This window comes from Pseudomonas sp. M5A4_2d, from assembly GCF_053345295.1.
The window spans coordinates 1,199,119-1,216,520 of record NZ_JBKEZW010000001.1 but is presented as its reverse complement, the minus strand read 5'-3'; the positions used below and the strand labels follow the sequence as shown (position 1 = coordinate 1,216,520).

19 protein-coding genes and 1 pseudogene are annotated in these 17,402 nt (G+C 56.7%); 10 read left to right on the top strand and 10 right to left on the bottom strand.

All coding sequences use genetic code 11. The annotated features are described in order from the left end of the window. Positions 1-381: 381 nt before the first annotated feature. Positions 382-1,200 (top strand): M949_RS01915 family surface polysaccharide biosynthesis protein, encoded by an 819-nt coding sequence (locus tag ACLBW8_RS05555; RefSeq protein ID WP_064452470.1) that lies wholly within the window; start codon positions 382-384, stop codon positions 1,198-1,200. Between the two features lie 108 nt (positions 1,201-1,308). Then, entirely contained in the window at positions 1,309-2,223 is a 915-nt protein-coding gene (locus ACLBW8_RS05550; RefSeq protein ID WP_221294800.1) for a site-specific integrase, read from the top strand. Between the two features lie 6 nt (positions 2,224-2,229). Here the strand turns inward: ACLBW8_RS05550 and ACLBW8_RS05545 are convergent, their stop codons facing one another. Together ACLBW8_RS05545 and ACLBW8_RS05540 are read right to left on the bottom strand one after the other, a co-directional pair. Next, positions 2,230-2,493, bottom strand: coding sequence for a DUF2790 domain-containing protein (locus ACLBW8_RS05545; protein ID WP_447804821.1), 264 nt, complete (start codon positions 2,491-2,493; stop codon positions 2,230-2,232). Positions 2,494-2,604: 111 nt separating this feature from the next. Beyond that, positions 2,605-3,807, bottom strand: coding sequence for a multidrug effflux MFS transporter (locus tag ACLBW8_RS05540; RefSeq protein WP_447804820.1), 1,203 nt, complete (start codon positions 3,805-3,807; stop codon positions 2,605-2,607). A 295-nt stretch (positions 3,808-4,102) separates the two neighbouring features. On the opposite strand from ACLBW8_RS05540, the gene rbsK reads away from it, so the two are divergent. The 3 genes from rbsK to ACLBW8_RS05525 are packed head-to-tail and all read left to right on the top strand — an operon-like array spanning position 4,103 to position 7,424. After that, positions 4,103-5,023 carry a ribokinase gene (rbsK, locus tag ACLBW8_RS05535; RefSeq protein WP_447804819.1) on the top strand — a complete coding sequence of 307 codons (921 nt, stop codon included), beginning with the start codon at positions 4,103-4,105 and terminating at the stop codon, positions 5,021-5,023. A gap of 26 nt (positions 5,024-5,049) precedes the next feature. Next, a complete protein-coding gene (gene fucP / locus ACLBW8_RS05530) occupies positions 5,050-6,381 on the top strand; it encodes an L-fucose:H+ symporter permease (protein ID WP_064452465.1) in 1,332 nt (443 codons plus the stop codon). Beyond that, on the top strand, positions 6,378-7,424 hold the full coding sequence (locus ACLBW8_RS05525; protein ID WP_447804818.1) for an aldose 1-epimerase family protein: 1,047 nt from the start codon (positions 6,378-6,380) through the stop codon (positions 7,422-7,424). The genes fucP and ACLBW8_RS05525 overlap by 4 nt, the downstream gene beginning before the upstream one ends. Here the strand turns inward: ACLBW8_RS05525 and deoR are convergent. Continuing rightward, positions 7,421-8,179 carry a DNA-binding transcriptional repressor DeoR gene (gene deoR, locus ACLBW8_RS05520; RefSeq protein ID WP_447804817.1) on the bottom strand — a complete coding sequence of 253 codons (759 nt, stop codon included), beginning with the start codon at positions 8,177-8,179 and terminating at the stop codon, positions 7,421-7,423. The two genes, ACLBW8_RS05525 and deoR, sit on opposite strands and share 4 nt — an antisense overlap. Positions 8,180-8,307: 128 nt before the next feature. Between deoR and deoC the strand changes: the two genes are divergently transcribed. After that, positions 8,308-8,991: a deoxyribose-phosphate aldolase gene (gene deoC, locus ACLBW8_RS05515; RefSeq protein WP_259762466.1), complete on the top strand. Its 684-nt coding sequence runs from the start codon at positions 8,308-8,310 to the stop codon at positions 8,989-8,991. A gap of 137 nt (positions 8,992-9,128) precedes the next feature. Here deoC and ACLBW8_RS05510 read toward each other — a convergent pair whose 3' ends face one another. Then, positions 9,129-10,019 carry a hypothetical protein gene (locus tag ACLBW8_RS05510; RefSeq protein WP_447804816.1) on the bottom strand — a complete coding sequence of 297 codons (891 nt, stop codon included), beginning with the start codon at positions 10,017-10,019 and terminating at the stop codon, positions 9,129-9,131. A gap of 470 nt (positions 10,020-10,489) precedes the next feature. Here ACLBW8_RS05510 and ACLBW8_RS05505 point away from each other — a divergent pair, with 470 nt between their 5' ends. Continuing rightward, complete coding sequence (locus tag ACLBW8_RS05505) at positions 10,490-10,918, top strand: hypothetical protein (RefSeq protein ID WP_221294795.1); 429 nt, start codon at positions 10,490-10,492, stop codon at positions 10,916-10,918. 27 nt (positions 10,919-10,945) lie between these two features. Then, a pseudogene (locus ACLBW8_RS05500) lies at positions 10,946-11,122 on the top strand (GNAT family N-acetyltransferase); the annotation flags it as partial. A gap of 105 nt (positions 11,123-11,227) precedes the next feature. On the opposite strand, the gene ACLBW8_RS05495 reads toward ACLBW8_RS05500, so the two are convergent. From ACLBW8_RS05495 to ACLBW8_RS05470, 6 genes are all read right to left on the bottom strand, one after another. Then, on the bottom strand, positions 11,228-12,058 hold the full coding sequence (locus ACLBW8_RS05495; RefSeq protein ID WP_221294794.1) for an MrpH family fimbial adhesin: 831 nt from the start codon (positions 12,056-12,058) through the stop codon (positions 11,228-11,230). Beyond that, positions 12,055-12,180, bottom strand: a complete 126-nt coding sequence (locus tag ACLBW8_RS05490) for a hypothetical protein (protein WP_259746010.1) — start codon at positions 12,178-12,180, stop codon at positions 12,055-12,057. Before ACLBW8_RS05490 ends, ACLBW8_RS05495 begins: the two co-directional genes overlap by 4 nt. Positions 12,181-13,015: 835 nt before the next feature. Further along, a complete protein-coding gene (locus ACLBW8_RS05485; protein ID WP_447804815.1) occupies positions 13,016-13,666 on the bottom strand; it encodes a dTMP kinase in 651 nt (216 codons plus the stop codon). Between the two features lie 222 nt (positions 13,667-13,888). Next, on the bottom strand, positions 13,889-14,137 hold the full coding sequence (locus tag ACLBW8_RS05480) for a CsbD family protein (protein WP_447804814.1): 249 nt from the start codon (positions 14,135-14,137) through the stop codon (positions 13,889-13,891). Positions 14,138-14,277: 140 nt separating this feature from the next. Next, positions 14,278-15,648, bottom strand: a complete 1,371-nt coding sequence (locus ACLBW8_RS05475; protein ID WP_447805022.1) for a heavy metal sensor histidine kinase — start codon at positions 15,646-15,648, stop codon at positions 14,278-14,280. After that, a complete protein-coding gene (locus ACLBW8_RS05470; RefSeq protein WP_064452413.1) occupies positions 15,645-16,316 on the bottom strand; it encodes a heavy metal response regulator transcription factor in 672 nt (223 codons plus the stop codon). The genes ACLBW8_RS05475 and ACLBW8_RS05470 overlap by 4 nt, the downstream gene beginning before the upstream one ends. Positions 16,317-16,462: 146 nt before the next feature. On the opposite strand from ACLBW8_RS05470, the gene ACLBW8_RS05465 reads away from it, so the two are divergent. Then, entirely contained in the window at positions 16,463-16,966 is a 504-nt protein-coding gene (locus ACLBW8_RS05465) for a GlcG/HbpS family heme-binding protein (protein WP_447804813.1), read from the top strand. Positions 16,967-16,976: 10 nt separating this feature from the next. Further along, the gene (gene uraH, locus ACLBW8_RS05460) at positions 16,977-17,387 is read left to right on the top strand and encodes a hydroxyisourate hydrolase (protein WP_447804812.1); all 411 of its coding nucleotides are present in this window, start codon (positions 16,977-16,979) and stop codon (positions 17,385-17,387) included. Positions 17,388-17,402 lie beyond the last annotated feature (15 nt).

Genomic DNA, 17,402 nt, shown 5'->3' with positions numbered 1-17,402 from the left:
TGGGTTTGCGGCATTCATTCGACTTTCCTGAAGACGGGCAACGGATTCTTCCATGGGTATCAGATTAAAGACGAAATATATGAAAGGTAAAGCGTAATCAACAGGTTAGTCGGTAAAAACGCGGTTTGTTCTCAAGTTCTGCGGCCAAGGTTAAGCGGAAAAATGTTGAACGAATATGAAAGGCGGATGAAAAACTCGTTTATTTGACAGGTAGACAGCTAGGGTTCAGCTAAGTGACTGAAGCGCCAAGCAATAGGTTTACCGGGTAAAACTGCTGGGTTATTTCAGCGTTGTGCCGCCGACCGATTGTAATTCAACAATCTTCTCTGCATTGCCCCTCAAGTGCCGGTAAAGTAAGCCATCTCTTGCCAGGGTACTCGGATGAATAGCGTGCAGCTTTTTCGCGGCCAATTACGGCCTGCGTTGATGGGATTGTTGATGGCCGTGGCCTGTGTCACGACCGTACGGGCCGACGACGGGGTAGTGCTCTCGCGCATCGAGCAGGTACCGGAGGGCGTGGAAGTGCGTGGCAAGCAGGTCGCCGCCTATACCTGGGACGACCGCCAAGGCAAAAACCTGCTGGTACTCGCCGAGCAAGTTGGCGAGCGTGACGATGACGGCACCCAGTCGGCCTTCGTCTATGCGGCCCAATACCTACTGGCGGGCGACCATCCCAAACGCGTCTGGATGCTTTATGACGACGTGCAGCATTGCCAATTCGATGCAGCGCTGCGCTTTGACATGGCGGCGACCAAGGTCACCGACCTGGCCGGGGATGGCATGACCCAGGCGACCGTGGGCTATTCGCGAACGTGCACCAGCGACGTCAGCCCCCGTGAATTCAAACTGATCATGCATGTCGGCAAATCCCAGAAGTACCGCCTGCGCGGTGTCGATCGCGTCGGCGCGAGCTGGTGGGACGAGGAAGCTGGCGCCCTGCGTGGCATGCCGCTGCCGACGGACTGCTCTATTGCAGCGCAACAGGCGCTGGTCAGCCAGTACAAGGAGCAGGGCACGGAGTTGCCGCTTCCCGGCTGCTATGGCGATGAGAGTGATTTCGCCAAGGCGCCGGACGGCTACCTGGCGTTCATGCGCCAGCATTGGTTTGGGCTGATGCAGAAACAGGACACTGAATGGAGCCAGACCCAAACCCAGCCTCAGCCCGAAGACGCCACAGAGGATGACGAATCGGCCCAGTGATTTTGTGCAAGGGCCGGTCGTGCGTTAAACTCGGCGCTCGCCAATTCACTAAATACCTCGATTAAACAATGAGTTGGTCGAGGTATTTAATCCAAAGGCTGATCTACCTTGACTGAGTCTATCCGCAACCCGCTGACCCTCTACCTCACCCGCCTGGCGCCCTCCAGTCAACTGACCATGCGTTACGTGCTGCAGGACGCCGCCGACCGACTCGGTTTTGAAGACATCAATCTCGAAGAGATCGACTGGCACCTGCTGCAACCCGAGCACGTGATTGCCCTGGTTGCCGCGTTGCGCGAGGACGGCTATGCGCCGAACACCTCTTCGTTGTATGTAAATGCGGTGCGCGGGGTAATGAACGAGGCGTGGCGCATGAGCTTGATCAGCCAGGACCACCTGTTGAAGATGCGTTCGGTCAAGGCTGCGCCCGGTACCCGCCTGGGGCAGGGCCGTAACCTGCGGCGCACACTGATCCGCGAAATGATGGACGTCTGCGCCGCCGACCCACGCCCCCAGGGCCTGCGGGATGCGGCAGTGATCGGTATTTTGTATGGCTCGGGCATGCGCAAGTCGGAGTCGGTCAACCTCGACCTGGCGCAGATCAACTTCGACGAACGCAGCTTGCGCGTGACCGGCAAGGGCAACAAGGAACTGATCAAGTACGCACCCGCCTGGGCGTTTGCCAAGCTGCAAGCATGGCTGGAGTTTCGCCGCGAACACCTCAAGGAAGGCGAACAGGACGATCCATTTCTGTTCAATCGTATCCGCCGAGGCAGCCATATCACGCGCGAACGCATTACCAAGCACGCGATCTACTACATCGCCCGTCAGCGCGGCGAACAGGTGGGCGTGAAGATCATGCCCCATGATTTCCGACGGTCTTTCATCACCCGGGTGATCGAAGAGCATGACCTGTCGATCGCGCAGAAACTGGCGCATCACTCCAATATCCAGACGACCGCCAGTTATGACGTGCGCGATGACAACGAGCGGCGGCGGGCGGTGGACCGGTTTGATTTGTAAGCGCGATTAACTGTGCGGGCAGGTGTCACCGACCCGCATATAGTCCAGTTCGTGACGCACGCCCTGGCTGTCAACGTACACAACATGGCCCTTGACCGGGCCGCAGGTGGCGGACGCGGCATTGGTATTGCGCACGGCCTTGGCGATATCCAAGTCTTCGGCGTAATCGTCGGCCTGATTGACCGGTTTGTCAGCGCCCGGATTGGGGGCGCCCTGGGCGGCGGCGAAAGTGCTGACCACGCTCAGCAGTGCAATAAACAGGTAACGCATGACGACCTCCAGCACCGATCGGTGGCGGTTTGACTGTGGTCGCCATTCTATAAAGCCTGGCCCCGCCCCAGAACGGATTCCGGCCAATAACGGCTATCAGTCAAAACAATGTCAGGACCTTGTGCGGGCCAGATGAGTCGGTAAACGACGCAGGGTCCACAGGGTGACCAGCATTGCGGCGACGGCACACAGCGCGATGCCAATCAGCATGGGGGCAGGTGTGTGGTCGGCGAACACACCAACCAGGGTCATCGAGACGGCCGCCGTGATCATTTGGATAGCACCGAGCAGTGCCGACGCGGAACCCGCCACGGCACCATGATCTTCCATGGACAACACCCCCGCGGCCGGCAGTAACAGGCCGAGAAAGCCGAAACCGATAAACAGCAGCGCCATCATCAACGCCAGGTTGTCGCTCCAGAGCGTGGTGGTGGCCAGCAATGTCATGACCACGGCAACGCCTACAACCGACCAGCGAATCAGCGGGGCCAGGCCAAAGCGCGCACTCAGGCGCGCCGTCAGTTGGCTCATGGCGAAGAATGAGGCAGCGTTTACTGCAAAGCACAGGCTGAATTGCGTCGGCGTCAGTCCGAAATACTCGATGTATACGAACGGTGCGCTGCCGATAAACACAAAGAACGTCGCCAGGCCAAAGCCACACACCACCGACAGGCCAGTGAATACCGGGTCACGAAGGAGAGCGCCGTAGCTGCCGAACGCATTGCCCAGGGTCTTGCCCAAACGGCGTTCGGCCGGATGGGTTTCCGGCAGTTGCACGATGGTCATCACCAGGCACAGCACCGCCACGACAGCCAGCGCCACGAACACTTCACGCCAACTCCAAAGGGAAATGACGACGCTGCCGGCCAAGGGCGCCAGGATCGGTGAAACACTCATCACCAACATCAGCAAGGCCATCAAGCGCGCCGCTTCATGGCCGGTATACAGGTCACGAACGATGGCCCGGGGAATGACCATGCCGGCGCACGCACCAAACGCTTGCAGGGCACGAAAGCCGATCAGCACTTCAATAGTGGGGGCCAGCGCACAACCGACGCTGCCCACGGCAAAAATCACCAATCCTGCATAAATCGGCGGCTTGCGACCGAACACATCGCTGATGGGCCCGTAGAACAGCTGGCACACGCCAATGATCATGAAGAACACCGTCAAGCTCATCTGCACGGCCGCCGGCGACGCCTGCAGGCTGGCCCCGAGGGTGGGCAGCGCGGGCAAATAGCTGTCGATGGCGAAAGGGCCTATGGCGGTGATCAACCCCAGCAGCAAGGCGAGGTGGGCAATACTTCGAGGCATGGGGATTCCGGGTTGCATCAAAAAAGATCGGCCAGCTTAGTGAGCGCTCCCCGGGGACACAAGGTGACGCTTACACACACGCTACATAATTGCGACCTTGCCCTTTTTGAGTCGGGCTATGGAGCAGACCCGACGCAGTCGATCAGCAACTGCTTAAGGCCGCTGCCGGCCATGTGCACACTCCGTTGATCTCTCATCGCAAAAAAAGATTGAATATTCACACCTTATGTTATTTAAATAACAAAACAAGAGCGCCACAACCTGCCTGGTCGTGCCGCAACAAGGTGGAATAGCAATGAGCAAGATCGCAATCATCGGCAGCAATATGGTGGATTTGATTACGTACATCGACCGCATGCCGGGCCAGGGCGAAACCCTGGAAGCACCGGGCTTTGCCCTGGGTTGCGGCGGTAAAGGGGCCAACCAGGCGGTGGCGGCAGCCAAGCTTGGGGCGGATGTGTTGATGTTGAGCAAGGTCGGGGACGACATGTTTGCCGACAACACCCTGGCCAACTTCCAGCACTTTGGTATCGACACCCGCTATGTACAGCGGGTGCCCGGCGTTTCCAGCGGCGTGGCGCCGATTTTTGTCCGGGCCGACTCCCACAACAGCATTTTGATCGTCAAAGGCGCCAACGCGCATTTGTCGCCTGCGGATATCGATGCGGCAGCAGCCGACCTGCGCGCGTGCACGTTGATCGTGCTGCAACTGGAGATCAACCTGGAGACGGTCTACTACGCCATCGAATTCGCTCACCGGCATGGCATTGCGGTATTGCTCAACCCGGCACCGGCCATGGCCGGGTTGAGCGCCGAGCATTTGGCAAAATTGGATTTCCTGATCCCCAACGAATCGGAACTGGCGCTGATCACCGGCCAGACCGTGGACTCGCCGGACTCAGCCCGCACCGCCGCAAAAACCCTGGTAGCCAGCGGTATTCGCCACGTGATTGTCACCCTTGGCGAGCAAGGCGCGCTGTACGTGGGTGAAGAGGGTGAATTCCAAGTGCCGGGCCAACGGGTTGCCGCCCGTGATACCACCGGTGCCGGTGACGCCTTTATTGGTTGCTTCATTCAACACTGGAACCGCGACGGCGGGATTCGTCACGCCATGGAACAGGCAGTGGCGTATTCCGCCTGCTCGGTGATGGCGCTGGGTACGCAGACCTCCTATCCCGACAGCGAAGCATTCGCCCGCTTTCAGCAACAGCGGTAACACCCCCATCAGCCCGGAGAACAATAATGAACAAACCTGCGCTGCAACAAACCCCCGACGGTTTCTACCTGAACCGCACGCCCTGGTTCGCCTTTATCCTGCTGTGCAGCATCTTTGCGCTGTGGGCAGCCGCCGCGAGCATGAACGACGTGCTGATCGCACACTTCAAGAAAGCGTTTTTGCTCAGTGATTTCCAGACCGCCTTCGTGCAGTCGGCGTTTTACCTGGGCTATTTTTTTGTAGCGATTCCGGCCGCGATGGTGGTGCGTCGCTTGAGCTACAAGAGCACGATTCTGATCGGGCTGTTGTTGTACATGTTTGGCTGCCTGCTGTTTTTTCCGGCGGCCTCTACCGCCAAGTACGGCATGTTCCTGCTGGCACTGTTTGTGATTGCCGCCGGCCTGTCGTTCCTGGAAACCGCGTGCAACACCTACTCGACGCTGATGGGCCCACGGGAAACCGGGACGCGACGTTTGAATATCTCGCAGACCTTTCACCCATTCGGCGCGATGGCCGGGGTGTACGTGGGCAGCTTTGTGATGTTCAAGGACTCCGACGCCACCACTGAACAACTGAAGCAAATGAGCGCCTCCGAGGCGGCGGTGCAGCAGTTGCAGATGATCCAGTCCACGTTGCTGCCGTACAAATGGATGATCGCTGTACTGGTGCTGATGTTTATCCTGATCGCCATTACCCGGTTCCCCGCGTGCAAGGGCAATAAGCCTGCCGGCAGCAAGCCTGGCAGCCTGCGTCAAAGCCTGGGGCGGCTGTTGCGTAACCCGCGTTTTACCTTTGGTGTACTGGCGCAGTTTCTCTATGTAGGCGCGCAGGTAGGGGTGTGGAGTTTCACCATTCGTCTGGCCATGCAAATGGGCGGTATGAATGAACGCAGCGCCTCATGGTTTCTGCTGACCACCTTTGCGGCGTACTTTGTCGGCAAGATGATTGCCAACCTGCTGATGCGCAGGCTGCACCCGGCCAGGGTGTTGGCGATTTACGGCGTGCTGTGCATTGTGCTGCTGGCCTACACGATTCTGGTGCCGAACATTTCGGCGGTGTATGCAGCGGTTGGCGTGAGTATTTTTCTCGGCCCATGCTGGCCGACCATTTACGGCCTGACCATCGATGGCCTGGGTGAAGACACCGGCGTCGGTGGTTCATTGCTGGTGATGAGCATCGTCGGTGGCGGGGTCATCCCCATCTTCCAGGGCCTGTTGTCCGATGCCAGCGGCGGCAACATGCAACTGGCCTACAGCGTGCCGTTGCTGTGCTTTATCGTGATCGTGATGTACGCGGTCAAATGCCTGCGCCAGTCAGACACCTTGCCAGCGGGCGCGGCAGCGGCGGTGGCCTCATGAACACACGTATCGCGCTGTATCGTGCGGTGTTTGGCGAGCAGGAAAAGATCCTTTTGCAGTCTGAGGATTTCAAGGTCAGTGCCTGGACCTACCCGTCCGGTGTGTTGGCCCTGAGCCTGGAGAACAGCCGTGGACGCCTGGTGGTGCTGCCTTATCAAGGGCAGATGATCTGGTCGGCCGTGTTCGAGGGGTGTGACCTGACCATGCGCAACCTGTTCGAGCAGCCCCGGCCGAGCCCGACGGTCATTGATACCTATGGCTGTTTCATGTTTCACAGTGGCTTGCTGCGCAACGGCTGCCCGGCGCCGGATGACACGCATGCCTTGCACGGCGAAATGCCCTGCGCGCCTATGGACACCGCCTGGCTGGAGTTGGGCGAGGGCTTTGTGCGCCTGGGCGGGTCATATGAATATGCCAAGGGGTTCGGCGATCGCTACCGGGCCTGCCCCAGCGTGACACTGCGCGCCGATTCGGCCTTGTTCGATATCGAGATGGATGTGACGAACCTGGCCGGCAAGCCCATGGACCTGATGTACATGGCCCACATGAACTACGCCTATGTGGACGGTGCCCGGTTCGTCGAGCCGCTGGGCATGCAGCGTCTGCGCCTGCGGACCAGTGTGCCGGACCACGTCAAGCCGACACCCGAGTGGAGTGCCTACATGGCGCAACTGGCCGAGCATCCCACCCAGTTGGCCTGTCTCGAAGCGCCTGCGCTGTATGACCCTGAAATTGTGTTTTTCCTCGACGGCGTCGGCACCGACGCCAGCGGCCACGCGCACTTTCTGCTCGAGCATCCCGATGGCGCCGCGTTCTACACCCGTTATCGCCCCGAGCAATTCGAGCACGCCGCACGCTGGGTCCTGCACGCACCGGATCAGCAAGTGGCCGCGTTCGTGCTGCCGTCGACCTGCGAGCCCGAGGGCTACAACGCTGAGAAAGCCAAAGGCCACGTGAGGCAGCTGGCGGCCGGGGCGAGCGCCTCGTTCAGCGTGACCACCGGCTATTTGAATAAGAAGGAACGGCAGAGGTTGTTGGGTTAAACCAGCAATTGCGCACCGCGGGCCTGGATGACTTCTTTATAGGCGCGGGGAATTTTCTTGTCGCTCACCACGTACTGGAAATCTTCCAGGCTGGCGAAATGAGCGGTGCGCACCGTGTCGAACTTGCTGAAGTCGGCGAGCAACACGCGTTGCTGGGCCTGGCGCAGGACCTTTTGCTTGACCTCGACTTCATTGAAGTTGAAGCACGTCACACCGAATTCCTGACTGACACCTGCCGCAGTCACGAAGGCCCACGTCAGGCGCACGCTGTCGAGAATGCTGCTTTCGGCGCTGCTTTCGAATACTTGGTTCTTGCGGTGAAAGGTGCCGCCGCACAAGACGATGTGGCAGTTGGGCTTGTTATGCAACTTGAGCAGCACGTTCAACGAACTGCACACGGCCGTGAACTCCAGCTCATTGGGGATGAAGTCAATGACGAAGGGCGAGGTGGTGCCGCAGTCGAAGAAGACCGTGTCACCGGGCTGTATCAAACCGGCAGCGAGCTTGCCGATGCGGCGTTTCTCTTCGACGTGGCGCGTGCCTTGGTCGGCGACCCGGTATTCGCTGACCTCACTGCCGCCCCGGGTTATGTAGCCGCCCAACAGTCGCAGGTGATCGCTGAAGTGATTGAGATCACGGCGCAGCGTCATCTCGGAAACGTCCAGCAACGCTGCCATTTCCCTCAGGTGAATGGCGTTCTGGTCCTGCAAGGCTTGTTGGATAAGCTTGAGTCGCTCGGCTTTTTTACTGTCCACGAGTATTCCAGGGCTTGATTGTTGTTGTTAAATAAGCAACATTAAGTGTGACTATTATAACGTATTATTGTGAGCGCTGTGACAAGCGGCACACGATCATTGGCAACATACAGGCAAGGGCCCGTTAAATGAACACTCTTCAACCCGCAGCATTGGCAAAGTACATCGATCACACTTTGCTGGCTCCCGACGCCTCCCGTGAGCAGATTCGCACCTTGTGCGAGGAAGCCCAGGAACACGGCTTTTATTCGGTGTGCCTGAATTCGGGACAGGTACCTTACGCCGCGTCGTGCCTGACCGACGATACCGTGGTGATTTGTGCGGTGGTGGGCTTCCCGCTGGGCGCGGGCCTGAGTGACAGCAAGGCATTTGAAGCCGAACGGGCGATTGCCGCCGGGGCAGGGGAGATCGACATGGTGCTCAATATCGGTTGGTTGAAGGAAGGGCTGCTGGACGCGGTGCGCGATGATATTGCCGTGGTCCACAAGGCCTGCGGCACCGTACCGTTGAAGGTCATCCTGGAAACCTGCCTGCTCGACGACGCACAGAAGGTCCAGGCGTGCGAAATCTGCCGGGACTTGGGTGTGGCTTTCGTCAAGACGTCTACCGGGTTCAGCCGAAGCGGCGCCACGGTCGAAGACGTGGCACTGATGCGCAAAACCGTAGGCGCCGGGGTTGGGGTCAAGGCATCCGGTGGGGTGCGTGATTACCCGACGGCGGTGAAAATGATTGAAGCCGGGGCGACGCGCTTGGGCAGCAGTTCAGGGATTGCGATCGTGGGTGGGGCGATGACGGCGGCGAGCGGTTACTGAAGGGTCTCCGGTCTAGTATGTACTTGCAGTCCTTACGGCGGCGGTCAGCTTCAGCTTTTGCCATCCGAGAAAAAGCTGGCCTCAAGGGCCAGCTTTTTTACATAGGGCGATTTTAGACGTGTATGGGCGCAACCTAATCAAGCAATTCGCACGTTAAGGCTGTTGGAGTTGGAGCCGAGCGTGCTCGCGTCATCCTTCGGCACGACGTACCCCTCGCCGTCACCGACTGCGGCACGGTAGTAGCTGACCACCGAATCGTTGATGACTTGCGCGTTGGTGGTTTTCTTCAGCCCGTAGACATTGCCGTGCTCATCCCGCGCCTTGATGCTGTCGGGTGCGCCGCTCACGATGTCCTTCAGTGTGCCGGACACCGGGCCACCCGAGCTCGGTTCGATGGTCATACGGGCGTTGTTGCCCTCGATATAGCTGACGTCGTAGAAAGTCTGCTTACCGTCCGCTCCACCATTGAAAGCCACTTCGCCAAGTGTGGCGTTGACGCCATCGCCGGTCGAGGAGCGGAAGTTACCCGACCAACCTTCGGGGAAAGACTGCGCCAGTGTTTCGCCGGGTTTGAGTGTGACGGAGGGAACAAGGGGCTGGCCGGCATTGGCGGTGAACACGATAGTCATCGGCGTGTCACGCTCGTTGGTGAAGTTCAGCGTGTTACCCGTCGGCACATCCTTGGGGCGCTCAGCAACGGCGTTCGATGGGGTCGGCAATGATTTCGAAGTTGGCAGAGGTGGTGCTGTGTCCAGCACCGAGCTTTTCGAAGGTTCTGATTCGCTGGCACCTGCCAAGGGTGGCGTAGCGTCGCTTGGTACACCCTCCGGCATCATCAGTTTCAGGACATCCAGTTCGTTTTGGAAGTGTTGCGCCAACGCTTCATTGCCCGATGCCTTGGCCTGGTCGCGCGCCGCCTCGCGCCGTGTCCACTCGTTTTTCCAGGCACCGTTGAGTGCAGCATCGAAGATCGAGCCGCTATCGCCTTGCTTGGGCACCGTGTTTTTCCCCACGCTTTCAACTGACATGGCTCGCTCCTTCAGTAACGTTAAAGACGGCTTGGATAGTCCTCCAAGTGTGTCCCGAGCGGTTGTGAAAAGCTGTTAAACAAGACTATCTGTAAAGACGATGGAGGCCTTCCTGGCAATGGTACTGACTCGCTAACGGCTCGACTTCCACGGCACGATGATTTGATTATGTACAGGCCTAACAAATGAGCCAGGGAAGGGTATCTGCAGAACTGGCACGTCACGTTATCAAGGAGGGCAGGCATACAGACACCTCATCGATGGGACATAAGGCAGGTACGCAGCCTATTAGTGCTTTTAAAGAATAACTAAACTAAATAGTCATTTAGTCGAGTTATATTAATTGGTTATATTGTGAGGGCAGAGCTAGTTGATCCTTTACGCTAGTGTGGGTACATCACATTTGGCATCATCAACGGACGATCTATAAGCGGGGAAGGCTTACGTCAGGTCTATGGGTGGTATGTTTCATGACCAGCGCTACGGCGCTGGCGGATGAACTACCGCGTAGCGAGCAGCTAAAAGCATTCCGCGCTGCTGGATTTAACCAAGAGACGTCGGAGTGCGAAATTGAGACAACAGGTACCTACACGCCGGTAACCATGGAGCTGGTTGAGGACCTGAACGGTGACGGCCGGCCGGACGCGTTGATTACTGAAGGCAGCACTGACTGTTATGGGCAAGCGGGCACTGGATTTTATCTAGTCAGTCAGCAGTCTGACGGCCACTGGAAACTCATACTCGAAGAAAGCGGTGTCGCTGAGTTTCTAGCTAGCAAAGGCAATAATGGTTGGCCTGATGTCGAGGTCGGCGGCCCGGGCATTTGTTTCCCAGTACTGCGTTACGACGGGCAGCGTTATCGATTTCACCACAATGTTGGTGAACGGTGTGCTGACTAGCGGTAAACGTCCGATGGCCCAAGGGTCAAACGACAGGGTATTGCCCGGCAGATGCTGCAAGCCATGCTGGCGCGTTATCCCCATGCGGAACTCGTTTGCAACGTGGCCAAGGTCGGTTGTTTCGAGGCCCAGGGCTTTCAGGTGCTGGGCGCCCGCGGTCCGCAAGTGCTGATGAATACCCGATACCATGGCAGCGATGGCTTGACCAGATGACCCGGCAGGGCCAGGCCCTGGTGCGAGCGCGCTTGGGAGAAGCGGCTTTATTCAAGGCCCCGCGAGCGCCACGTCTGGTTTGATGGGGGGGCATGATCAAGGGAAAGTCAGTACCACACTGGCGCTGCCGCTGAAGTCGCCTGCGCTCGTGTTGCCGTTAGTCTCCAGTACGGATGCGAAGGTGAGTGATCTGTAGCCGGTTCCTGCAGAAAACCTGTAGGAGCGGCCAGAGCCCACGCCTTCGACTGACAGCACTGAGTAAAGCCCTTCAACGCCATTGAGTTTGACGCGGCCTGCCATGTTTTGAGCGATCGCAACACTCACGTTAGCTGCGCGATTGCAGGTCACATAGGCGGTGGTGACCGCACGATTATTAGCAACATTACTTAATGTGATATTGCCGTGGCGTAGCTCAATAGAACCGCTAATACTGCAACTTAGTGGCGGCTGTGGTGGGGTTGGCGTTTCGATGAGCCCTGAACCCGCTTTGGCACCTTTGCACTTCCAGGGTGATGTATTGACCTTATAGTCGCAAATGTGAAGGCCCACTTCTTCAAGCGCTGTGGTATCAATGTTTGGTAGGTCGATCCCTCTAAATAACTGATCGATAGATAATATGTTTAAATAGACGTCTGCGTTTTGTACATACGATGGTGTAACTATCAGCGGCGGAGCCAGATAAATTGGATCTATACTGTAGGCGTCATGAATCCGCTTGTAAGTTGGGAAGGCCCATACACCATCTTTGGTGGGCCAATTAATACGAGATCCATACTTGATGCTATTTCGACTCTCCATATAGACTAAATATTTGCCTGCGGAGACGTTTCCTCTAATTGAATATTTGTTAAGGTAGAAGTCCACATACAAATCTGCGTGCGCGGGAATTGTAATGAGTAATAACAGTAGAGTAGGAATGTATTTCATTTTTTCTCTGCTTCAAACACAGCGGTTGTGATGGTGCGCCCGAACTCGAGGGTTACATGAGCAGCCGCGCTCCCAACTACCAGTGCAGCAAAAAGTGCCAGGGGAGCTTTGTAGAATTTCATTTTGTCATCCTTAAAATATTAAGAATTTAGGCATGTGCGGCATTAAAGATTTCACCTTGAAAGTTTAGTGTCGCAGCGGTTGTTATAATAATTATTCTAATAAGATGATCCAAGAGGGTCGTTCCTACAGGCGAATAGGACGTTTCCTACATGGTGAGAGGCTGCCCCTGATGTGCTTTAAAGGGCTACGTGCGTTGCTCCTTCATCTGTCCCTTTTAGGAGCGCAGATGGCTGACATGGACGTCAAATGCATGGTTTCAAACGGTGGCTAAGCGATCCTCAAAAAAAGCTCGTGCGTACCGTCGTGGCATATCCGAGGTGCGGGCCCAGCCAAAAAAGCTCGCAGTCTCTGGATTGCCATCTCGAGGACGTCGCCATTTTCTACAAATTGATGAAGCCTGACAGTCGCACACGTATGCCTCATATCGTGCGGTGTAATGCGGCCGGCCCGCGATACTGCTGAAGTGTTTGGCGCGCTTCAGCGGTGAGCTCACCTGTGATGGTGACAAAAGCTGAAGCTGCTCCTTATGGTAGGAAGCGTTGCAGTTGAGCCTAGGTAATTTCCTGTGTAACGCAACACACACGAACATGCTATTCTTTCGCATAATGTATATTATGTTAAATCATGTGTCATGATGGAACTACTCCACTCGTGTAGCTCCAGCGCCCCGAACTTAACTATCGTTGCGCTGCACATCCAACCATCAGAAGCTTTGCAGGCTTGCTCGAATACATCGCCGAACTGGAGCGTTGCGTGTAGCGAATCGCGCGCCATCACGGGCGAGTCCAGTCGGCTTTCAACGAGGAAGCAATTCATCTCCTCGCAACGGCTATCTCACCGCATCAAGGCCGGCGCAGCAAACTTCGTCTGGGGGCATCGAAGGACTCTATAAATCTCCGAAACTACCTGCATCGTCGCGTCTTCGATCGATCCTTCATTGCGGCATAAAACCCAGCCGTGATCTGCAACCGCTTGCTCGAACGACCTGGTACAAGCGACATGTTCTTCCAGCTTATGGATTACGGTACTGCTCAGCCCGCGCCGGCGCGCCGCTGCCCTCGCCCATGAAATATCAGGGGCGGTGACAACCCCGACATGCAGGTCTGGGACACGTACGTTTCGATCAATGTTCAACTGTAGAATCTCTGCAAACGCGATTGTCCGGCGAAACGCGGCATCAGACGGGTACCAGCGATCGATCAAAATGATGCTGCCGGGCGGCTGTTTAGCCAGCACGTGCTGGGAAATCCAGTGACGGCTATCAGCAAAGCGCTCACAAACCCCCAGCTCCAAATCCCGGGAGGGATTTCTGACGAGCTTGTTAACGAGGGCCATTGTTTCAGCCCTATAGGGATCGCTTTTTTTCTCGCAAAGCCGGATCACCGTTTTGTTGTCTGCCCTCAGTACTTTCGTAACGGCCTCCAACAGAGTGGTTTTGCCAGTTCCTTTGGGCCCATCTAGAGAAACAAACAGCGGACGATTCATTCTTCAAACAACGAGTGATATACGTTTTTTTGCCCAGTTCGTTCGTTGAAACCGCTTGGCGCGACTACGCGAATCGAGTGGAGGGTTTTTATGAACAGACAGTGATGAACACTCTACCCCGCTTTCTGGCTAAAGGTTCCCAAAATCCAGGGTCTCGCACTCTCCAGATAGACAACCCTGGGGAGTACGAGGTGAAAACCACTGAAAACGTCTCCTCGCCGTTCAACGGCGCAGGAAACGGTCCAGCACCAGCACGGCCACTGCGCCGATTGCAAGTGCGGCAACTGGCTTCTCTTTAACGAACGTAGATACGCTGTCCAGTGCGTCACCGTAGGTCTGGGTCAACTGACCAGCAGCCTGGCGACCGGCACCTTCAGCTTCAATTTTCGAATCACCCAACAGTTTCCCGACCGCGCTCTGCGCCTTGCCGGCAAGTTTTTCTGCAACACCTTCGACTTGTTCACTCTTCATGATTCACCAAACCTTCGCGTGTAAGGGGTTAGCTCAGGGTCGAACTAACCTGGGGGCTATTTGCACAGCGTTAGGGTGATGGGCATTATGATTAGTTCATAATGGATGAGCCTCAGGAGCCGTTCGCAGAAACCGACTTATCAACCGTTTCGAGCAGGAAACGCCAAGCAAAAGCTCGTTACTGCTGGACTGCTGTCTACGCTCACCCGACCGCCATGTAACTGCATAATTGAGTGAACGATTGCTAACCCCAGGCCACCGGAGTCATCTGGCTGATTGCGTGATGGGTCGCACCTGTAGAAGCGTTCAAACAGTCGCGGTAGATGCTCCGCTGAAATCGGCGGGCCTTGGTTGTGCACAGAGACTTCAATCCAGTCCTCCCGCACCACACTGTTGATAATCACGTCCGCAGCGGGAGCTCCGTAGCGCAGTGCATTGGCCACCACGTTAGCCAATGCTCGACGGATCAAAGCCGGATCAGCCTGCAACTCAGCATGGGCATGATTGATCAGCGTTACATTGCGCTCTTGCGCAACGCCCTCGAAATACTCGCACAACTGTTCGACCAGATCATGCAGGTTGATGCGCTCGTCATGCACGGATGCTTGCGACTGCTCGTTACGCGCAAGAAACAGCATGCTGTCGATCATTCGCGCCAGCCGCTCATATTCCTCTTGATTGGATACCAGCAGGTTCTGGTAGTCCTCGATTGAACGGCTGTGCCTCAAGCTTTGTTGGGTATGCCCCATCAGATTACTGAGCGGGGTACGCATCTCATGGGCGAGGTCTTCCGAGAATCGTGAGAGCTGGGCGAACCCTTCTTCAAGGCGTGCAAGCATTTGATTAAGTGCATGGCTGAGCGCTTGCAGTTCACTCAGTTCATTGAACTCATCCAGCCGCAGATGCAGATGCTGTACGTCAATGCCGGTTGCGCGCTGCGCCAGCCTGCGCACAGGTTGCAAGCCTCGTCGACTGACCCACCCGCCGAGCACAAAAGCCAACAGCGCGCCGACTGACATGGCCAGCCAGAGTTTGAGTCGATAAGCCCCCAGCATCTGCTCACGCTCACTTAACAACTTGCCCGCAATAAGGGTCAAGCCGCGCCCGCCCTGCATGACATCCTTCCAGGCAAGTCGCACTGCCTGCGAGGCATGGCCGTCACCGAGCCGGGCCTGGGCAGCCGCTGGTAACGTGGGCAAGCTCATGCTTACGGGGTTGATTTCGATCAGCACCTGGCCCGTGTCATCGACAATCCACAGCAGGTTGTCGCGATTGCCCAGCATATTTTCGTAGAGCGTGGGCCGATTTCTGAGTTGCTCGACGCTGACACTGTCATTGATCAACGCCTGCATGCGCTCCAGGCGCCCAAGCAGGGCCTGGTCATCGCGCCACGCGATTTCTCGCTGTAACGACTGATAAAGATAAAAACCAATCGAGCCCAGCAGCAGCGCACTGACTAACGCGAACATGACTGCCAGGCGCAAGCTCAAGGCACGCGGGAACAGTTTCAGGATTGCACCTCGAGCATGTAGCCGATGCCACGCACTGTGTGTATCAATTTGAGCGGGTAAGGATCGTCAACCTTGGCGCGCAGACGCCGGATGGCAACGTCGACCACATTGGTATCACTGTCAAAGTTCATCTGCCAGACCTGTGAGGCAATCAACGAGCGCGATAGCACCTCCCCTTCACGACTGACCAGCAGGTGCAACAGGGCAAACTCCTTGTTGGTTAAGGTCAGGCGCTCTCCCCTGCGCGTAACCTTACGCCGCAACAGATCCAGGCTCAGGTCTGCAACCAGGAACTGCTCGACCTCACGGGGCGGCCCCCTGCGCAGCAGAGTACGTACGCGTGCCAACAACTCGGCATAGGAAAAAGGTTTGACCAGGTAATCATCGGCGCCAGACTCAAGCCCCTTGACCCGATCCTCCACAGAGTCCCTTGCGGTAAGAAAAAGCACCGGTGTTTGCCACTTGCGCCGAATAATCTGAAGCAATTGCCATCCGTCCAGGCCCGGCAGCATGACGTCCAGGATGATCAAGTCGAACTCACTTTCCTGCGCCAGGTACTGGCCCTCCAGGCCATCCAGGGCGACCTCAACCACGTAGCCCGATTCAGTCAGGGCTTTGTGCAGGTAATCCGCTGTTTTCGCTTCATCTTCAACGACCAGGATACGCATCTCTTCCTCCAAACCAGGAGCATAGGCTAGCGCGCCCGACCGGTTTGGCACATTACATCTTGGTAATCATGAGGCAATCATTCTGACGGAGTGCACGGGTCATCATGCCTGGCTATGACCCAGCCAGACAAAACAAAGGAAAACGCATGCGTATAAGCCTACCGACTTCATTATTGATGTCACTCGCAATGAGCTCTGCGCTCGCCGTTGCAGCCCCGGCTCAAGTTGTGCAGCGCAACGACGTGTCACTGGCAATGGCCAATGATTTGCTAAATGCCGCGCTGGCGGCGTGTCATGCCGATGGCCGCACAGGTGTTGCTGCAATTGTCGACCGCGGAGGCAATTTAGTCGCCCTGCAGCGCGACGATAACGTTGGCCCACACAACACATTAGCGGCCCAACGCAAGGCCTATACCGCCCTGTCGACCAAGACGCCAACACGACTATTGGCAGAGCGAGCTCGCAGTACACCCGATGCTGAAAACCTCAACACCCTGGGTGAACTATTGTTGCTGGGCGGTGGAGTGCCGCTGTTGTTTGAAGGGCAAGTCATTGGCGCTATCGGAGTGGCCGGTGCCGGTGGGGCCGCATTCGACGAAGGTTGCGCATTAGTCGCTATCAACAAAATTTTACCTGCTGTTAAAAACTAAGGACATCATCATGACTGTATTAAAAGCACTCTTCGCTGGCGTGGTATTGAGTGTCGTATCGTCACTGGCATCAGCGGCCGGAAACCCGCTCAGTGTGCATGTACTCAACTTACAAGATGGTTTGCCGTCCCCGGGTGTCAATGTCACGCTGGAAAAACAGGACGGCGAGCGCTGGAACATGCTCAACAGCGCAGCGACAAACGAGCAAGGTCGTATTCCCGGGCTTTACCCCGAAGGTCAGGCCCTGGAAAAAGGCACCTACCGTGTCACCTTCAAAACCGGTGAGTGGTTCAAAGCTCACAAAATCTCAAGTTTCTTTCCGGAGGTACCGGTCATTTTTGAGGTGGACGGAACCCTTGCGCACTACCACATCCCATTACTGCTCAGCCCCTACGGTTTCTCTACCTACAGAGGGAATTGAGCTTCTACCGGACAA

Coding starts and splice junctions, on each gene's coding strand:
- ACLBW8_RS05555 (WP_064452470.1), top strand. CDS start 382: ATGAATAGCGTGCAGCTTTTTCGCGGCCAATTACGGCCTGCGTTGATG.
- ACLBW8_RS05545 (WP_447804821.1), bottom strand. CDS start 2,493: ATGCGTTACCTGTTTATTGCACTGCTGAGCGTGGTCAGCACTTTCGCC.
- ACLBW8_RS05540 (WP_447804820.1), bottom strand. CDS start 3,807: ATGCCTCGAAGTATTGCCCACCTCGCCTTGCTGCTGGGGTTGATCACC.
- rbsK (WP_447804819.1), top strand. CDS start 4,103: ATGAGCAAGATCGCAATCATCGGCAGCAATATGGTGGATTTGATTACG.
- fucP (WP_064452465.1), top strand. CDS start 5,050: ATGAACAAACCTGCGCTGCAACAAACCCCCGACGGTTTCTACCTGAAC.
- ACLBW8_RS05525 (WP_447804818.1), top strand. CDS start 6,378: ATGAACACACGTATCGCGCTGTATCGTGCGGTGTTTGGCGAGCAGGAA.
- deoC (WP_259762466.1), top strand. CDS start 8,308: ATGAACACTCTTCAACCCGCAGCATTGGCAAAGTACATCGATCACACT.
- ACLBW8_RS05510 (WP_447804816.1), bottom strand. CDS start 10,019: ATGTCAGTTGAAAGCGTGGGGAAAAACACGGTGCCCAAGCAAGGCGAT.
- ACLBW8_RS05505 (WP_221294795.1), top strand. CDS start 10,490: ATGACCAGCGCTACGGCGCTGGCGGATGAACTACCGCGTAGCGAGCAG.
- ACLBW8_RS05495 (WP_221294794.1), bottom strand. CDS start 12,058: ATGAAATACATTCCTACTCTACTGTTATTACTCATTACAATTCCCGCG.
- ACLBW8_RS05490 (WP_259746010.1), bottom strand. CDS start 12,180: ATGAAATTCTACAAAGCTCCCCTGGCACTTTTTGCTGCACTGGTAGTT.
- ACLBW8_RS05485 (WP_447804815.1), bottom strand. CDS start 13,666: ATGAATCGTCCGCTGTTTGTTTCTCTAGATGGGCCCAAAGGAACTGGC.
- ACLBW8_RS05480 (WP_447804814.1), bottom strand. CDS start 14,137: ATGAAGAGTGAACAAGTCGAAGGTGTTGCAGAAAAACTTGCCGGCAAG.
- ACLBW8_RS05470 (WP_064452413.1), bottom strand. CDS start 16,316: ATGCGTATCCTGGTCGTTGAAGATGAAGCGAAAACAGCGGATTACCTG.
- ACLBW8_RS05465 (WP_447804813.1), top strand. CDS start 16,463: ATGCGTATAAGCCTACCGACTTCATTATTGATGTCACTCGCAATGAGC.
- uraH (WP_447804812.1), top strand. CDS start 16,977: ATGACTGTATTAAAAGCACTCTTCGCTGGCGTGGTATTGAGTGTCGTA.